Raw genomic sequence first — 15,531 nt, 5'->3', positions numbered from 1 at the left:
CGACCCAAAACGGCCTCTCCCACTCTTTCAAGACCTCTCAGCATGCAGTTCCACTCTTTCACCGTGCAGGCACGGGCCGACACCCCGCTGGGGCCCGTGCGGCTGGCCGCATCCCCCACCGGCTTGTCGGGCGTCTGGTTTGAAGGCCAGCGCCACGAGCCCACCTCTCACCTGCACGGCACTAACGCCTGGGCAATGGGGCCGGGCCATCACCCTGTGCTGCAAGAAGCCGTCCACCAGCTGCAGCAATACCTGGGCGGGCAGCGCCAGCATTTCGACCTGCCGCTGGACCTGTCGGGGGGCACGGCATTCCAGCAATCGGTGTGGCGCGCGCTGCTGCAGATTGGCCGGGGCCAGACCATCAGCTACGGCATGCTGGGCCGCCAGCTGGGCAACCCCAGCGCCGTGCGGGCCGTGGGTGCCGCCGTGGGTCGCAACCCGCTGAGCGTGGTGGTGCCCTGCCACCGTGTGCTGGGTGCCGACGGCAGTCTGACGGGCTATGCAGGCGGCCTCGATCGCAAGAGGGCTTTGCTGACGCTGGAGAATGCACCCCTTTTGGCCGCCGCAGCCCACCCCATGAAAGCCACCGCATGAACAGCCCCGCCACCCGGCCCGTCTCCACCTGGATAGGCGAATTCATCCTGCTGGCCGCACTCTGGGGCGCGTCGTTCCTGTTCATGCGCCTGGGTGCGTCGGACTTTGGTCCCCTGCCCACCGCCGGCCTGCGGGTGGCGTTGGCCACGGTGTTCCTGTGGCCCATCATGCTGCGCCAGGGCCACTGGCCTGCGCTGCGCCAGCACTGGCGGCCCATCCTGTTTGCGGGGGTCATCAATTCGGCGATTCCGTTCTCGCTGTTTTCCTGGGCGGTGCTGCACATCGCCACGGGCCTGACCTCGATCCTCAACGCCACGGTGCCGCTGTTTGGTGCGCTGATCGCCTGGATGTGGCTGGGTGACCGCATCAACCGCCTGCGCTGGGTGGGGCTGGCCCTGGGTTTTGTGGGCGTGGCCCTGCTGGCCTGGCGCGCACCTGCCGGCACCGGGTTCAAGACCGACCACGCCCACTGGGCGATTGCGGCCTGCCTGCTCGCGTCGGCGTTCTATGGCGTGTCGGCCAGTTTTGCGCGGCGCCACCTCACGGGGCTGCCGCCGCTGGCCACGGCCGCCGGCAGCCAGCTGGGCGCCGCGCTGGGCCTGGCCTTGCCCACGCTGTGGCTGTGGCCGGCGCAGATGCCCGGTGTACGCGCCTGGGCGGCCATCCTGGCCATTGCCGTGCTGTGCACCGGCATTGCCTACATCCTGTACTTTCGCCTGATCGAGCACGCGGGCCCCAGCCGCGCGCTGGCCGTGACCTTCATCACCCCGGTGTTCGCCGTGCTGTATGGCACGCTGTTCCTGGGCGAGACCATCACGCCGTGGATGGTGGGCTGCGCGCTGGTGATCGTGTGCGGCACTTTGTTGTCAACCGGACTTATCAGGACGCTGCGGCCCGCCCGGCCCACCTCAGAACAGGCCTAAACTTGGCGGATGGTTTTTTTATCGGGTGCATGCCTTCTGAGCAAGGCCACATGCGGCACAGGTCGCGACATGCACCCGCTCCTTCTTTTGGCTTGTCCGCCACGTTCCAGACCCGCAGCCGCCCGCTTCAGCGACCAGACCACCCAAGGAAAACACCATGGGTAACAACACGCTGCTGGCGGGCACTGCCCTCATGCTGCTGCTGCTGGTGCCGGTCTGGCTGTCGCCGCAGGAGTCTCTGCACCCGTCCCGGCGCACCCTGATCCTGCTCGGCGTGGCAGGCGGGCTGGTCTCCATCGCAGCTTTCGAGGCGCTGCGCTGGAATGCGCCGGAACTCCACATCGTGGCCTACCCCACCGCCACGGCGTTCGTGGCGCTGTTTTTTGGCGTGCCGGCGGCGGCCATCACCGCCGTGCTGGCCTTGCAGGCCGCGCTCTGGACAGACACCTCGGCCGTCTGGCCCGCCACCACCGTTCTGGGCGGCGCGCTGGCTACCGGCTGGGCGTGGCGCCGCCTGGGACAGCGCTGGGCCTGGCCCGACTGGGCGCCACTGGCCGGACTGACCCTCACACTGCCGCTCGTGGTTTCGCTGGTCACAACGGCCACCAGCGCGGCCCCCGAAGGCACCAGCAACATGCACTGGCACCACGGCGCCGGCGTGCTGATGCTCGGGATTGGCTGGCTGGTGATTGCCAGCCGGGCCCGCGCCGAGCTGGCGCGCAACGAGATCCAGCAGACGCTGGGCCAGCAGGAGCACCAGCTGCGCCTGGCGCTGGATGCCCTGGGCGGCGGCCGCTGGGAATGGGATGTGGTCGAACGCCGGTTTTTGTGTGATGGCCGGTTTTACGAGGCCTATGGTATTACCAATGCCGACTTGCAGTCGCCCGACCTCTGGCAGCGCTGGTACGCCCGGCGCCACCCGCTGGACGCTGAACGCAATGCCGCCAAGCTGGCCCGTGCCATGGACGGGCTGGAGGAAAGCTACGAGGCCGAGTTCCGCGTGATGGACACCCAGGGGCGGTGGCGCTGGCTGATGTCCCGCGGCACCGTCGCCCGGCGCGATGCGCAGGGGCGCCCGGCCAGCCTGATCGGCATGGACGTGGACATCACCGCCCACCGCGAGACCGAGGAGGCCCTTCAGTCTGCCGAGGCCAAATACACCACCTTCTACCAGACGCTGCCCGACCCGGCAGGCATCACCCGCATAACCGACGGGCGCTACATCGATGTGAACCCGGCGTTCTGCGAGCTGCTGGGCTTCACGCGCGAGGAGGTCCTGGGCCGCACCTCGTCGGAGCTGCACATCTGGGCCAACGAGCACGAGCGCAAGCGGCTGCTGGACACCTATCAGCGAGAAGGCAAGGTGGACCGGTTGCCCCTGGTCGCGCAAAGCAAGGGGGTGCAGGTTCCGGGCCTGATGTCGGCACGCTCTGTGCTTGTGAATGGCGAAAACTGCTTTGTTTTCGTTTTCCACGACATGACCGAAGCCCAACGCACCAGCGACGAACTTCGGGCGCTCTACAACCAGCTGCAGCAAGCCGGCCGACTGGCCCGGCTGGGCGCATGGGAGGACGAGCGTGGCCGCGGCCTGGTGTACTGGTCGGACGTTTGTTTTGACATCCACGGCCTGTCACCCAACCAGCCGCCCCCCAGCGACTACATCGACCGCCATGTGGCCCCGCAGTACCGCGAGCCGCTGCGCGAAAAATTCCGCCAGAGCATCCGTTCACGCGCTGAGTGGAGCATGGAGATGGAGGTCTATCACGCCGACGGCCATCTTTTTTGGGTGCGCGCCCGGGGCGAGCCGGTGATCGAGAACGGCCGCGTGGTCAGGGTGCGCGGCGTGATGCAGGACATCGACGAAGCCAAGCGTGCCGAGCAGCGCCTGCGCCAGTCCGAGGAGCGCTTCTCGCGCATCTTCCATCTCATGCCCTACCCCATGGGCCTGTCGCACCGCAGTGACGGCCGCTATGTGGACATCAACCCCGCCTGGGTCGACATGCTGGGCATTCCCCGCGAGGAAGCCATTGGCCGCACCGCAGTGGAGCTGGGCATCTTCACCGCCGAAGACCGCCAGCGCCTGATGGAGCAGGTCAGCCAGAACGGCCACCTCAGCGATTACGAAGTGACCTTGAACGTGCGCAGTGGCCCCCGGCGCACGGTGCTGCAGTCCATGCGCGCCACCGAGTTCGATGGCGAGCCCTGCTGGTTGTTTTCGGTGCACGACATCACTGACCGCAAGCGCAACGAGGTGCAGGTGCGTGAACGCGAGGCCCTGCTGTCGCTCACCATCTCCGCCGCATCGCTGGGCCTGTGGGACTGGGACCTGCAGACCGGCCTGGTCACGGGCGACCGCCGCTGGCGTGCCATGCGCGGGCTGCCGGTGACCGGCGACACCTCAGCGGCCGTGCAATGGACCACGGCCATTGCGCCGGACGACATCGACCGCATCACCATCGAGCTGTCGCGCCACACCGCCCACCTGGGCACACCGTTTGACGCCACCTGGCGGCTGAACCAGCCCAACGAGCCGGTGCGCTGGGTGCGCAACCTGGGCAAGATCGTGGGCTTTGACGAGCAAGGCCGCCCGGCCCGCATGCTCGGTGTGGCCATCGACGTGACCCCCCAGCGCGAGCAGGAGGTCATGCTGCAGCGCCTGGCGCTGTACGACGCCCTCACCGGCCTACCCAACCGGGTGTTGCTGGCGCGCAAGCTGCAGGAATGCATGGCCCAGGCCCGTGACACCGGCAAGCAGCTGGGTGTGGCCTACCTCGACCTGGACGGCTTCAAGCCCGTCAACGACCGCCTGGGCCACGGGGCGGGCGACCGCCTGCTGGTGGTGGTGGCCGGGCGGCTCACGCGCGCACTGCAGCCGCTGGACACGGTGGCCCGGCTGGGTGGCGACGAGTTCGTGATCCTCATGCCTGGCCTCGGCTCGGTGAGCGACTGCGAACGCATGCTGGAACGCGTGATGGAAAGCGTTTCGGCCCCCTACACGCTGGACACCGAGCGCGTGGTCGTCACGGCCAGCATCGGCTACACCATCTTTCCGCAGGACGACGCCGACGCCGACACCCTGCTGCGCCATGCCGACCAGGCCATGTATGCCGCCAAGCAGGCGGGGCGCAACCGCTTCCACCAGTTTGACGCCGCCCAGGAGCGCGCCCTGCAGCTGCTGCGCGCGCAGGGGCACTACCTGCGCGAGGCACTGGCGCAAGCCCAGTTCATGCTGTACCTGCAGCCCAAGGTGGACATGCGCAGTGGCACGGTGGTGGGCGCCGAAGTGCTCTCACGCTGGCAGCACCCCGAGCGCGGCCTGGTGCCCCCCGGCGAATTTTTGCCGCTGCTGGAGGGCACCGATCTCGAGATCGGCTTTGGCGAATGGGTGGCCGAGGCCGCGCTCACGGTGCTGGAGCAGCTACAGGACCGGGGCATGCCCATGCCGCTGAGCATCAACATTGCTGCCCAGCACCTGCAGCAACCAGACTTTGCCGACTGGGTGGCTGGCTGTCTGGCGCGCCACCCCCGGGTGCCCGCGCACCTGGTCGAGATCGAGATCACGGAAAGCGCCGCCCTGTACGACCTGAGCGCCGTCGCCGACACCCTGAACGCCCTGCGCGCCATGGGCGTGACGGTGGCGCTGGACGACTTTGGCACCGGCTATTCGTCGCTGACCTACCTGCGCCGCCTGCCCATGGACACGCTCAAGATCGATCAGAGCTTTGTGCACGGCATGATGGGCGACCCGGGGGACCTGGCCATCGTGCAGGGTGTGATCGGCCTGGCACGCTCGTTCGGCTACCGGGTGATCGCCGAAGGGGTGGAAACCGTCGAACAGGGACAGATGCTGCTGCAGCTTGGCTGCCTGCAGGCGCAGGGCTACTGCATTGCCCGGCCCATGCCGCTGGAGGATTTCATCGGCTGGACGCCCACCTGGCAGCCGCCTGCGGGGTGGCAGCGGAACCGGCCGGTTTTGTAGCATTAAAACCTTGCCAGGTGCTAGTATCGTATGCGTCAGCAGCTATGAGTTTGGTAGCAATCAAGCATATTCTTCGCCCCCTGGAGGCTGGCCTTGAACATCCGTGAACTCAGCGCCGAAGACCTGGCCCCCCTGCTCAGTCTGTACACCCACCTGCACGCGCAAGACGACCCGCTGCCCCCACTACCCGAGGTGCAGACCGTGTGGGCCGAGGCGCTCGCCAACCCACGCATTCGGTACTTTGGTGGGTGGGATGAGGGTGCGCTGGTCTCGTCCTGCACGCTGACCGTCATCCCCAACCTCACGCGTGCATGCCGTCCCTACGGCGTCATCGAGAACGTCGTGACGCACTCGTCCCATCGCGGCCAGGGCTGGGGGCATGCGCAGCTGCAGCACGCCCTGGCCCATGCCTGGCGAGAGCACTGCTACAAGGTCATGCTGATGACGGGCCGCAAGGACGAAAACACCCTGCGCTTTTACGAGCAGGCGGGGTTTGACCGGCAGGGTAAACAGGCATTTGTTGCCAGGCCACCGCAGTGACCCGCCGGCCCGGGCGGGCCTGAACTCAGCCCACCAGGTCCTTCACCTGCTGCAGCGCCGCCGGGTCTTCCATCGTTGTCAGGTCGCCCGGGTCGCGCCGCTCGGCCACGGCCTGCAGGGCGCGGCGCAGCAGCTTGCCGCTGCGGGTCTTGGGCAGCACGGTCACAAAGTACACACGCGACGGCCGCGCCACGGCGCCCAGCTGGTGGTCCACCTGCTTCATCACCTCGCCTTCGAGCTTCAGGCGTGCAGCGTCATCGGTAAGCCCTGACGCATCACGCGCCACGGCAAACGCCATCGCCACCTGGCCTTTCAGGCTGTCGGCCACGCCCACCACGGCCACTTCGGCAATGTTGGGGTGGGAGGCAATGCTCTCCTCGATCTCGCGCGTGCCCAGGCGGTGGCCGGCCACGTTGATCACATCGTCCGTGCGGCCCAGGATGAAGTGGTAGCCGTCGGCATCGCGGATGCCCCAGTCAAACGTGCTGTAGATGAGGCGGCCGGGGATGCTCTTCCAGTAGGTGTTCACAAAGCGGGCGTCATCGCGCCACACCGTCTGCATGCAGCCGGGGGGCAGCGGGCCCTCGATGGCTACCACACCCTTCTGGTTGGCACCGGTCAGTTCTTCGCCCGTGGCCTCGTCGATCAGCTTCACGCCATAGCCGTACATGGCTTTGCCGGGGCTGCCGAAGCGTGTGGTCTGCTGCTGCACGCCGTTGGCAAGGGTCAGGATGGGCCAGCCGGTTTCGGTCTGCCAGTAGTTGTCGATGATGGGCACGGCCAGCGCGTCGCTGATCCACTGGGCCGTGGGCTCATCCAGCGGCTCGCCCGCCAGCCACAGGGCCTTGAGGCTTTTCACGTTGTACTTGGCCAGATAGGCCGGGTCCTGCTTCTTGAGCACCCGCACCGCCGTGGGGGCCGAGAACATGTGCGTGACCTGGTACTTCTCGACGATGCTCCACCACACGCCCGCATCGGGCCGCGTGGGCAGGCCTTCGTACATGATAGTGGTCATGCCCGCGATCAGCGGGCCGTAAACGATGTAGCTGTGGCCCACCACCCAGCCGATGTCGCTGGTCGCAAAGTACACATCGCCCGCCTTGGCGTCAAAGATGTGCTTCATGCTTGCCGCCAGCGCCACCGTGTAGCCGCCGGTGTCGCGCTGCACCCCCTTGGGCTTGCCGGTGGTGCCGCTGGTGTACAGCGTGTAGCTGGGGTGGGTGGACTCGACCCATTCGCAGGGCACCACGGTGTTCAGGTGCTGCTCTCGCAGCGGCGCCCATTCGTGGTCGCGGCCTGCCTGGAGGTGCATGGGGGCCAGGCCTCGGTTCACCATCAGCACGGCGCTGGGCTTGTGTTTGGACAACGCAATGGCCTCGTCCAGCAGCGGCTTGTACGGCACCACCTTGCCGCCGCGCGACCCGGCATCGGCGCTGACCACGGCCACCGGCTCGGCATCTTCGATGCGCGAGGCCAGCGAGCCCGAGGCAAAGCCGCCAAACACCACCGAATGCAGAGCGCCAATGCGCACGCAGGCCAGCATGGCAAACGCGGCCTCGGCAATCATGGGCATGTAGATGAGCACGCGGTCGCCCTTCTTCACGCCCAGGCCTTGCAGCACTGCCGCCATGCGCTGCACCTCGGCATGCAATTCGGCAAAGCTGTAGCTGCGTTCGGTGTCGGTTTCTGTAGAGATCGCCACCAGCGCGGCCTGGCTGGCGCGCGTGGCCAGATGGCGGTCTACCGCGTTGTGGCACAGGTTGGTGGTGCCACCCACAAACCATTTCGCAAACGGCGGGTTGCTGTAGTCGCACACCTGCTGCGGGGGCGTCTTCCAGTCGATCAGCTTCGCCTGCTCGCTCCAGAAGGTGTCTCGGTGCTCGATGGACTGGCGGTAGAAGTCGGCGTAGGTGCTGTGTGCGGTCATTGTGGGTGTCTCCTCGGCATCTCTCTCGCCCTGCCAGGACAGCAGGTTTTGAATTCATAATTATTCATGACGGGCTTGCGGCAAACTGACGCTGCCAACCCTCTGCCTCGTCATCCATGGCTCCAGATGCAGCAGGCATATTGATATGTCGGCAAACGTCATACCGGCCTGTCACACTCCCGGACCATGCACCCAGCACCGTCCCCTGCCCCCACGTCCGTCCCGTTCCGCGACGCCTTTCTGTTCTGGCTGAAGCTCGGGTTCATCAGTTTCGGCGGGCCTGCAGGCCAGATCGCCATCATGCACGCCGAGCTGGTGGAACGGCGCCGCTGGATCAGCGAAAACCGCTTCTTGCACGCCCTCAACTACTGCATGCTGCTGCCTGGCCCCGAGGCGCAGCAGCTGGCCACCTACATCGGCTGGCTCATGCACCGCACCTGGGGCGGCATCGTGGCGGGGGCGCTGTTTGTGCTGCCCTCGCTGTTCATCCTGATCGGGCTGTCGTGGGTGTATCTGCGTTTTGGCGATGTGCCCGTGGTGGCAGGCATCTTCTACGGCATCAAGCCCGCAGTGACGGCACTGGTGCTGCATGCCGCGCACCGCATCGGCACCCGCGCGCTCAAGAACGGCTGGATGTGGGGCATCGCTGCCGCATCGTTTGTGGCGATCTTCGCGTTCGACACGCCCTTCCCCGCCATCGTGCTGGCGGCCGGGCTCATCGGCTACTTTGGCGCGCAGCGCTGGCCCGCCGTGTTTGCATTGGGGGGCGGCCATGCCAATGCCCACAAGGGCTATGGCCCTGCGCTGATCGATGACGACACGCCAACGCCTGCCCATGCGCGCTTTTCTCGCGTCCACCTGGTCAAGGTGTTGGTGGCAGGGCTGGTGCTGTGGCTGGCGGCCATGGGCCTGCTGGTGGCCACGCAGGGCTGGCACGGCACGCTCACGCAGATGGGCTGGTTCTTCACCAAGGCGGCCATGCTCACCTTTGGCGGCGCCTATGCTGTGTTGCCTTATGTGTACCAGGGCGCGGTAGAACACTACCAGTGGCTCAGCGCCCCGCAGATGATTGACGGCCTGGCCCTGGGCGAGACCACGCCCGGCCCACTGATCATGGTGGTGGCGTTTGTGGGTTTTGTGGGCGGCTGGCTGCAGCAGGTGTGGGGGCCGGACGCCCTCTTTGCAGGCGCCGTGGCTGCGGCCACGGTCGTGACCTTTGTGACCTTTTTGCCCTCGTTCATCTTCATCCTGGCGGGCGGCCCGCTGGTGGAGGCCACGCACGGCAAGCTGGGATTTACCGCTCCACTGTCAGCCATCACGGCTGCTGTGGTGGGCGTGATCCTGAACTTGGCGCTGTTTTTTGCCTACCACCTGCTGTGGCCACAAGGATTTGGCGGCCACTTCGATGCCGTGTCGGCGGTAGTCGCCGTGGGTGCGCTGGTGGCACTGTTCCGCTTCAAGCTGGGCGTTATGCCGCTGCTGGGCGGCTGTGCCCTGGTGGGCCTGGCAGTCAAGCTGGCAACGCCCTACTTCGCCTGACCGGAAGCTGCATCAGTCACTATTATTTTGATAGCTGCCAGCGCATGAAAATCATGCGCTAGCAGCCAATTTGGCTTGAAAAGCGCTATTTGATCAGCCCGAGCACATCCTTGAACGCCGGGTGCTCGCAGCTGCCCAGCCATTCAAACGCCACCATCTCGGTGGTCACCAGCTCGGCGCCTGCGCCGGCCAGGCGGTCGAAGGCGGCGTCGCGGTTGCGTTCGGTGCGCGAGCCGCAGGCGTCGGTCACCACCCACACTTCAAACTCGTCGTCGATCAGGTCCAGCGCGGTCTGCAGCAGGCAGACATGGGCTTCGCACCCGGCAATGACGATTGTGCCGCGCTCTGAGGCCAGCGGGGCAGGCTTTTGCAGGTGCTTGGGCAGGCTGCGCGCGTTGCCGCCCTGGGGCTTGGCGGGAGGGCGCAGCCATTCGCCCAGGCCTTCTTCGGCGGCGCTGAAGTGCATCTTGGCCAGGGTTTTCTGGCACAGGGCGCGCAGCGCGGCGTCGTTGGCGCCCAGTCGCGAGGGGTTTTGTTCGGTGCCCCACACGGGCACATCCAGCATGCGGGCGATCTCGGCCAGGCGGCGGGCGTTGGCCAGCACGGCGGGGCCTTCGTGGATGGCGGGCATCAGGCGCTCCTGGTAGTCGACCAGGACGAGTTGGGATTCGGTGGCGTCAAGCAGCATGGTGGGACCGTTTCTGTGTTCGTTGAATCGCTGTGCGGGCGCAGCGAGGAAGGCAATGGCACATTGTCGCAGCCCGAGCCCGGGGTTTTCAGGTGCGAAGGACGGACTGCAGCGCCGTGGCCAGCGGCCCGGCCATGGCCACGGCGTTGCTCGGGTGCGGGATGCAGTCCGTGCTCCACACCTCCCCCACCCCGGCTTCATGCAGCACCTGCAGCGCATCGCCCGCAAACAGCGCATGCGTCACCGCCACATCCACCGAGGCGGCACCCGCCTGCAGCAGCAGCCGCGCGGCCAGCGCCAGCGTGCGGCCGGTGCTGGCCATGTCGTCCAGCAGCACCACCGCCCTCCCCTGGGCGTTGAGCGCGGGCAGTTCGATGGCCACGTGGCGGTCGCCATGGCGCACCTTGGTGCACACGGCATGGTCAAAGCCGTGGCGCGCGGCGGCCTGGGCGATCCACTGGGCGGATTCGCCATCGGGCCCCACCAACAAAGCATTGGGGCGGCGTTCAGCAATCAGATCGGCCAGCGGCTCGGCACCGCTGAGCACCACGGCCTGCGGCACGGGGATGGCCTGCTCCAGCCGTTCGATGCGGTGCAGGTGCGGGTCCACGGTGATGACGGCATCGAACAGCCCGGCCAAAAACCCACCCACCACCTGCTGGCTCACGGCCTCGCCGGGGTGGAAGGCGATGTCCTGCCGCATATAGGCCAGGTACGGCGCCACCAGCGTGAGGTGCTGCACACCCAGGCTGCGGGCCGTGCGTGCGGCCAGCAGCAGCTCCACCAGCTTTTCATTGGGCTGGTGCAGGCTGCGCAGCAACAGGGCGTGGCGTGGGAGGCGGCCAGTGGTCTCGTTCACCGGCAGGCGCAGCTTGAGTTCGCCATCGGGAAAACGGTGGCGTTCGATGGCCTGGGCAGGCAAACCGGCGGCCTGCGCCAGGCGCAGCGCAGGCGCGGCTTCGTCGTCGAAATACAGCAAACAGGCGGCTTCGGGCGGTGTCATGGTCAGAACTCCACAAACACGCGCGGCACCTCGTCGGCCGTGCCCAGCCGGTAGCCGCTGTCGCGTTCGCACGCGTGGCGCGCAAACTCGAGGTCCGCCGGGTAGCTGGCGTGCACGCGGTACAGCAGGTCGCCCGCCGCCACGGTGTCGCCCAGCTTGTGCATCAGGTCCACCCCGGCGCCGGGCACCTTGGGGGCCCCTGCCAGTCGGGCCACGCGGGCGATCTGGTAGTTGTCGATGCCCGCCACCACGCCGCTGGCGGGCGCCACCACGTCCAGCGTCAGCACACCCAGTGCCGGGTGGTTATGGTCAAACCCCGTGCTGCCCTGAGCGGCGATGATCGCGTTCATGCGCGCCAGCGCCCGGCCGGAGTCAAGGATGTCGCGCGCAATCGCGTAGCCGTCGCCGCCGCGCACATCAGGGTCGCACTCGATCAGGCGTCCGGCCAGGCGCAGCGCCTTCTGCCGCAGGTCGTCAGGCGCGCGCGGGTCGTTCTGCAGCACGCGCATCACATCGCGCGCCTCCAGCACCGGGCCCACGCCGTTGCCCACGGGCTGGCGGCCATCGGTGATGACCACGTCCAGCGACAGGCCCATGCGCCGCGCCACATATTCAAACAGGCGGCGCAGGCGCTGCGCGTCGGGCATGGACCGCACCTTGGCCGTGGGGCCGATGGGAATGTCGAGCACCAGGTGCGTGGCACCGGCCGCCACCTTTTTGGACAGGATGGACGCCACCATCTGCCCGGCAGAGTCGATGGACAGCGGCCGCTCCACCGAGATCAGCACATCGTCGGCGGGCGACAGATTGGCCGTGCCGCCCCAGGCCAGGCAGCCCCGGTAGTCGCGCACGATGTCGGCCAGTTGCTCCAGCGGCAGCTCTACCTTGGCCAGCACCTCCATGGTGTCGGCCGTGCCGGCAGGGGATGTGATGGCGCGCGAAGACGTCTTGGGGCACAACATGCCGTGCGCCGCGACGATGGGCACAACCAGCATGGTGGTGCGGTTGCCCGGAATACCGCCGATGCAGTGCTTGTCCACCACCAGCGGTTCGTGCCAGTCCAGCCGCCGGCCGCTGGCCACCATGGCATCGGTGAGGAAGAACACCTCCTCCCGGTCCAGCTCGTTGCGGTGGCAAGCCACCACAAAGGCGGTGAGTTCGATCTTGGAATACCGGTGGTCGGCAATGTCACGCACGATGGCGCCAAAGTCCTCCCGCGTGAGGCGCTCGCTGGCGATCTTGCGGAACAGCGCGCCCATGGACTCGGGCGGCTCGGCCTGTGCCACCGACACGGTGTGGCCGTTGTCCACGCTCAGCTGGGCAAACGCGTCTTCCGACAGGCCCAGCTCGTGGCAGCCCACGATGGCAGGGTCGTCCACCACGTTCACCGTGGCCAGGATGCGGCGGCCGTTGGCGCGCACCTCGATCTTGGACAGCGCCTGGAAGCCCTCGGCCCGGTACACGGCGCAGTCGCGGTGCAGGTAGGCGACGTTTTCTCGCCAGGTGTCGATCGCCACACGGCGCAGGGCCAGCTGGGACCGGGCGGGCGTGCTCGCCAGATCGTCGGGCGCGGTGCCCGGATTGACCGAGGCCGCAGGAGGAGCGGAGGGCGCGGCAGGGGAAGAGGTGGTGGGCTCAGCATGCATCGCACCAGCCTATACCGAAAATACGCGCCCAGCCTGCGGGATCACCCCGGGTCCGCCGGTTCGGTCACCCATCTCCGGGCTTGCTTGACCTGCATCAAGCAAAACCGGTCATGGGGCCGCAGCGGGCTGCAAGCGCAGCAACCGTCCCTGCGGGCTGTCGGTCAGCAGGTACAACAAGCCGTCTGGCCCCTGGCGTACGTCGCGGATGCGCTCGCCATTGCCTTGCAACAGCCGCTCCTCCTTTTGCACCTTGCCGCCAGACACTTCCAGCCGGTGCAGGGTGCCGAACTTGAGCGACCCGACGAACAAACTGCCCTGCCACGCCGCGCCGTAGCGCGTGCTGGTCAGAAACGCCATGCCCGAGGGGGCGATGGACGGTGTCCAGTGGTGCAGTGGCTGTTCCATGCCGGAGCGGGCCGTGCCCTCGCCCATCTTTCCGCCGCCGTAGTTCTCGCCGTAGGTGATGACGGGCCAGCCGTAGTTGCGCCCGGGCTGGGGCAGATTGATTTCGTCACCGCCCTGCGGGCCATGTTCGTGCATCCACAGCTTGCCGTCGGGGGCCATCGTGGCGCCCTGGGGGTTGCGGTGGCCGTAGCTCCAGATCTCGGGCAAGGCGCCGGGCTGCTTTACGTACGGGTTGTCGGGCGGCGCTGCTCCGTCGGGCGTGATGCGGATGACCTTGCCGTGGTGGTTGTCGAGCTTTTGGGCGTCGTCCTTGCGGTGATAGCGCTCGCCCAGCGCCACAAACAGGTTGCCGTCGCTGGCCTGGGCAATGCGGCAGCCAAAGTGCAGCGCGCTCTCCACCTTGGGCCGCTGGCTGAAGATGACGCGCACCTCCTGCAGGCTGCTGGCGTCGGCCGACAAGGTGGCGCGCGCCACCGCCGTGCTGTTGCCTGCCGCGCCGCCCGCTGCGGGCTCGGCAAAACAGAAGTAGATGCGGCGGTTGCGGGCAAAGTCGTTGTCGGTCACCACGTCCAGCAGGCCGCCCTGCCCGCCTGCCGCCACTTGCGGCACTCCCGCCAGCGCAGGCCCCACCTTTCCGGCCGCGCTGACCACGCGCAGACGCCCCGGCCGCTCGGTCACCAAGAACTGACCGCCCGGCAAAAAGGCCACCGCCCAGGGGTGGACCAGGCCGGTGGCCACCGGCACCAGCGACACCGCCGGCGGCGGCACGGGGACGCCTTGCGCCTGGCTGCCTGCGTGCGCACCGGCCGCTATCAAACATATAGCTACCCGTGCTTTGTTCACTAGCACTACCTGCCGATTTAGAGTCCAACCCATGCTCTCAAGCTCCTTTTGGCCCGTAGCCTTGCCACCGACCGCACCCGGGGCGGAGGCAAGCCAGTCTGGCGCGCATCTTGCAAGCGGCTTTTGCCTGTGAAAACACTGCGCCCATCGATTTATCTGAATCAAATCAACAGCTTGCAAAAATGCTTATTTTTGATAAATAACCATACCGTGTTACCCTTCGCCCCCATGTCCAGATGGTTTTGCATCCTCATCCTTGCCTGCGCCACCGCTGCGCATGCGGCGCCCCAGGGCACCAATTCTGACGATATGGACCGCTTGCTCGCGGACAAAGGGCTGTTTACCCGACTCGAAGACGTGAGCCACAAGGTGGCTGACAAGGCCCAGACCGTAGCAGGCCGCGCGGGTGACCTGGTGGTCAACGCCATGGGTTTTTTGGGCGTGCCCTACAAGCGTGGCGGCAACAGTGCCGAGACCGGCTTTGACTGCAGCGGCTTTGTGCGCGCTATCTATGAGCAGACGGTGGGGCTTTTGCTGCCCCGCCGTGCTGATCAGCAGGCAGCCGCCACCCAGGTCATCGACAAGAAAGAGCTGCAACCCGGCGACCTGGTGTTCTTCAACACCATGCGCCGCAACTTCAGCCATGTGGGCATTTATGTGGGGGACGGCAAGTTCATCCACTCGCCCCGCAGCGGCTCGGAGATCCGGGTGGAAGACATGGGCGTCGCCTACTGGGCACGCCGCTTCAACGGCGCGCGCCGTGTGACGCCGGGCGAAGGTGTCGAGAGCGCCCAGGCGCCCCAGGCGCAGAAATAAATCGTAAAACGCTCCCGGCTTCCCCCATTGGCGGGCCGTGGTGATCAGGGCTTGACCACGTACACCGTCTCGGTGCTGCGGATCGGGCCGCCAGTCACATTGACCGGCCCTGCAGACGGATCGCCCCGCAGCAGTGCCTTGGCTGCTGCCATGTCCGACTGATATCGCGCCCGGGCCTCGGACTCACACCGCTTGCGCTCCGCCGTCGGCATGGACCTGCACTCTTCCAGGCTCACCTTGAGCCCGCCCCCCGCTTCACGAATGGCCGACTGGTAGCGCTGCTGCGGCGTGGTGTCAGGCACGGCACCGCGCGCCAGGGATGCCTCGTCGCTTTGCGCCTGGGCGGCAGTGGGAAACGACAGCACACCGCCCAAGGCCATGGCGGCTACCAATACGGCGGCCGGGCGAGCCACCAACCGGCTCCATGACGAGCGCTGGGCCCCGGCCGGTGCAACGGAGTACGAAATGAATGGGGTGGATGACATAGTGAACATGGTGGGTACACCTTTCTGTCTTGAGAGAAGTCTGCGGCAGTTGTGGGTACGACAAGCACCCCACCACCCTTTGCGAACCTCACTGTAGCCCCGGGCACAACCTGCGCGGCGCCAGCACCGGCCGCGCTACCATG

The 15,531-nt window shown here is 67.0% G+C and carries 12 protein-coding genes; 6 read left to right on the top strand and 6 right to left on the bottom strand.

What is annotated here, in order from left to right:
• Positions 1–42 precede the first annotated feature (42 nt).
• The 4 genes from ASD75_RS08600 (at position 43) to ASD75_RS08585 (ending at position 6,036) form a co-directional block, all read left to right on the top strand.
• Positions 43–594, top strand: coding sequence for a methylated-DNA--[protein]-cysteine S-methyltransferase (locus ASD75_RS08600; protein WP_056744763.1), 552 nt, complete (start codon positions 43–45; stop codon positions 592–594).
• The gene (locus ASD75_RS08595; RefSeq protein ID WP_056744761.1) at positions 591–1,517 is read left to right on the top strand and encodes a DMT family transporter; all 927 of its coding nucleotides are present in this window, start codon (positions 591–593) and stop codon (positions 1,515–1,517) included. Before ASD75_RS08600 ends, ASD75_RS08595 begins: the two co-directional genes overlap by 4 nt.
• Positions 1,518–1,674: 157 nt before the next feature.
• Positions 1,675–5,496, top strand: coding sequence for an EAL domain-containing protein (locus tag ASD75_RS08590; protein ID WP_056744759.1), 3,822 nt, complete (start codon positions 1,675–1,677; stop codon positions 5,494–5,496).
• Between the two features lie 93 nt (positions 5,497–5,589).
• Positions 5,590–6,036, top strand: a complete 447-nt coding sequence (locus tag ASD75_RS08585) for a GNAT family N-acetyltransferase (protein ID WP_056744757.1) — start codon at positions 5,590–5,592, stop codon at positions 6,034–6,036.
• A gap of 25 nt (positions 6,037–6,061) precedes the next feature.
• Here ASD75_RS08585 and ASD75_RS08580 read toward each other — a convergent pair whose 3' ends face one another.
• The gene (locus ASD75_RS08580) at positions 6,062–7,963 is read right to left on the bottom strand and encodes a propionate--CoA ligase (protein ID WP_056744755.1); all 1,902 of its coding nucleotides are present in this window, start codon (positions 7,961–7,963) and stop codon (positions 6,062–6,064) included.
• Positions 7,964–8,149: 186 nt separating this feature from the next.
• On the opposite strand from ASD75_RS08580, the gene chrA reads away from it, so the two are divergent.
• Positions 8,150–9,502 carry a chromate efflux transporter gene (gene chrA / locus ASD75_RS08575; RefSeq protein ID WP_056744753.1) on the top strand — a complete coding sequence of 451 codons (1,353 nt, stop codon included), beginning with the start codon at positions 8,150–8,152 and terminating at the stop codon, positions 9,500–9,502.
• Positions 9,503–9,587: 85 nt separating this feature from the next.
• Here chrA and ASD75_RS08570 read toward each other — a convergent pair whose 3' ends face one another.
• The 4 genes from ASD75_RS08570 to ASD75_RS08555 form a co-directional block, all read right to left on the bottom strand.
• Positions 9,588–10,190 (bottom strand): isochorismatase family protein, encoded by a 603-nt coding sequence (locus tag ASD75_RS08570; RefSeq protein ID WP_056744751.1) that lies wholly within the window; start codon positions 10,188–10,190, stop codon positions 9,588–9,590.
• 88 nt (positions 10,191–10,278) lie between these two features.
• On the bottom strand, positions 10,279–11,193 hold the full coding sequence (locus tag ASD75_RS08565) for a ribose-phosphate diphosphokinase (RefSeq protein WP_056744748.1): 915 nt from the start codon (positions 11,191–11,193) through the stop codon (positions 10,279–10,281).
• 2 nt (positions 11,194–11,195) lie between these two features.
• Positions 11,196–12,725, bottom strand: a complete 1,530-nt coding sequence (locus ASD75_RS08560; RefSeq protein ID WP_082564975.1) for a thymidine phosphorylase family protein — start codon at positions 12,723–12,725, stop codon at positions 11,196–11,198.
• Positions 12,726–12,947: 222 nt separating this feature from the next.
• On the bottom strand, positions 12,948–14,120 hold the full coding sequence (locus tag ASD75_RS08555) for a PQQ-dependent sugar dehydrogenase (RefSeq protein ID WP_056744746.1): 1,173 nt from the start codon (positions 14,118–14,120) through the stop codon (positions 12,948–12,950).
• 195 nt (positions 14,121–14,315) lie between these two features.
• Between ASD75_RS08555 and ASD75_RS08550 the strand changes: the two genes are divergently transcribed.
• Complete coding sequence (locus ASD75_RS08550) at positions 14,316–14,903, top strand: C40 family peptidase (protein WP_056062930.1); 588 nt, start codon at positions 14,316–14,318, stop codon at positions 14,901–14,903.
• Between the two features lie 44 nt (positions 14,904–14,947).
• Here the strand turns inward: ASD75_RS08550 and ASD75_RS08545 are convergent, their stop codons facing one another.
• Positions 14,948–15,388: a hypothetical protein gene (locus ASD75_RS08545; protein WP_235511581.1), complete on the bottom strand. Its 441-nt coding sequence runs from the start codon at positions 15,386–15,388 to the stop codon at positions 14,948–14,950.
• Positions 15,389–15,531: the final 143 nt, after the last annotated feature.

Source organism: Acidovorax sp. Root568 (genome assembly GCF_001427445.1).
GTDB classification, from domain to species: Bacteria; Pseudomonadota; Gammaproteobacteria; order Burkholderiales; family Burkholderiaceae_C; genus Acidovorax; species Acidovorax delafieldii.
This window is presented reverse-complemented; position numbering and strand designations above follow the sequence as displayed.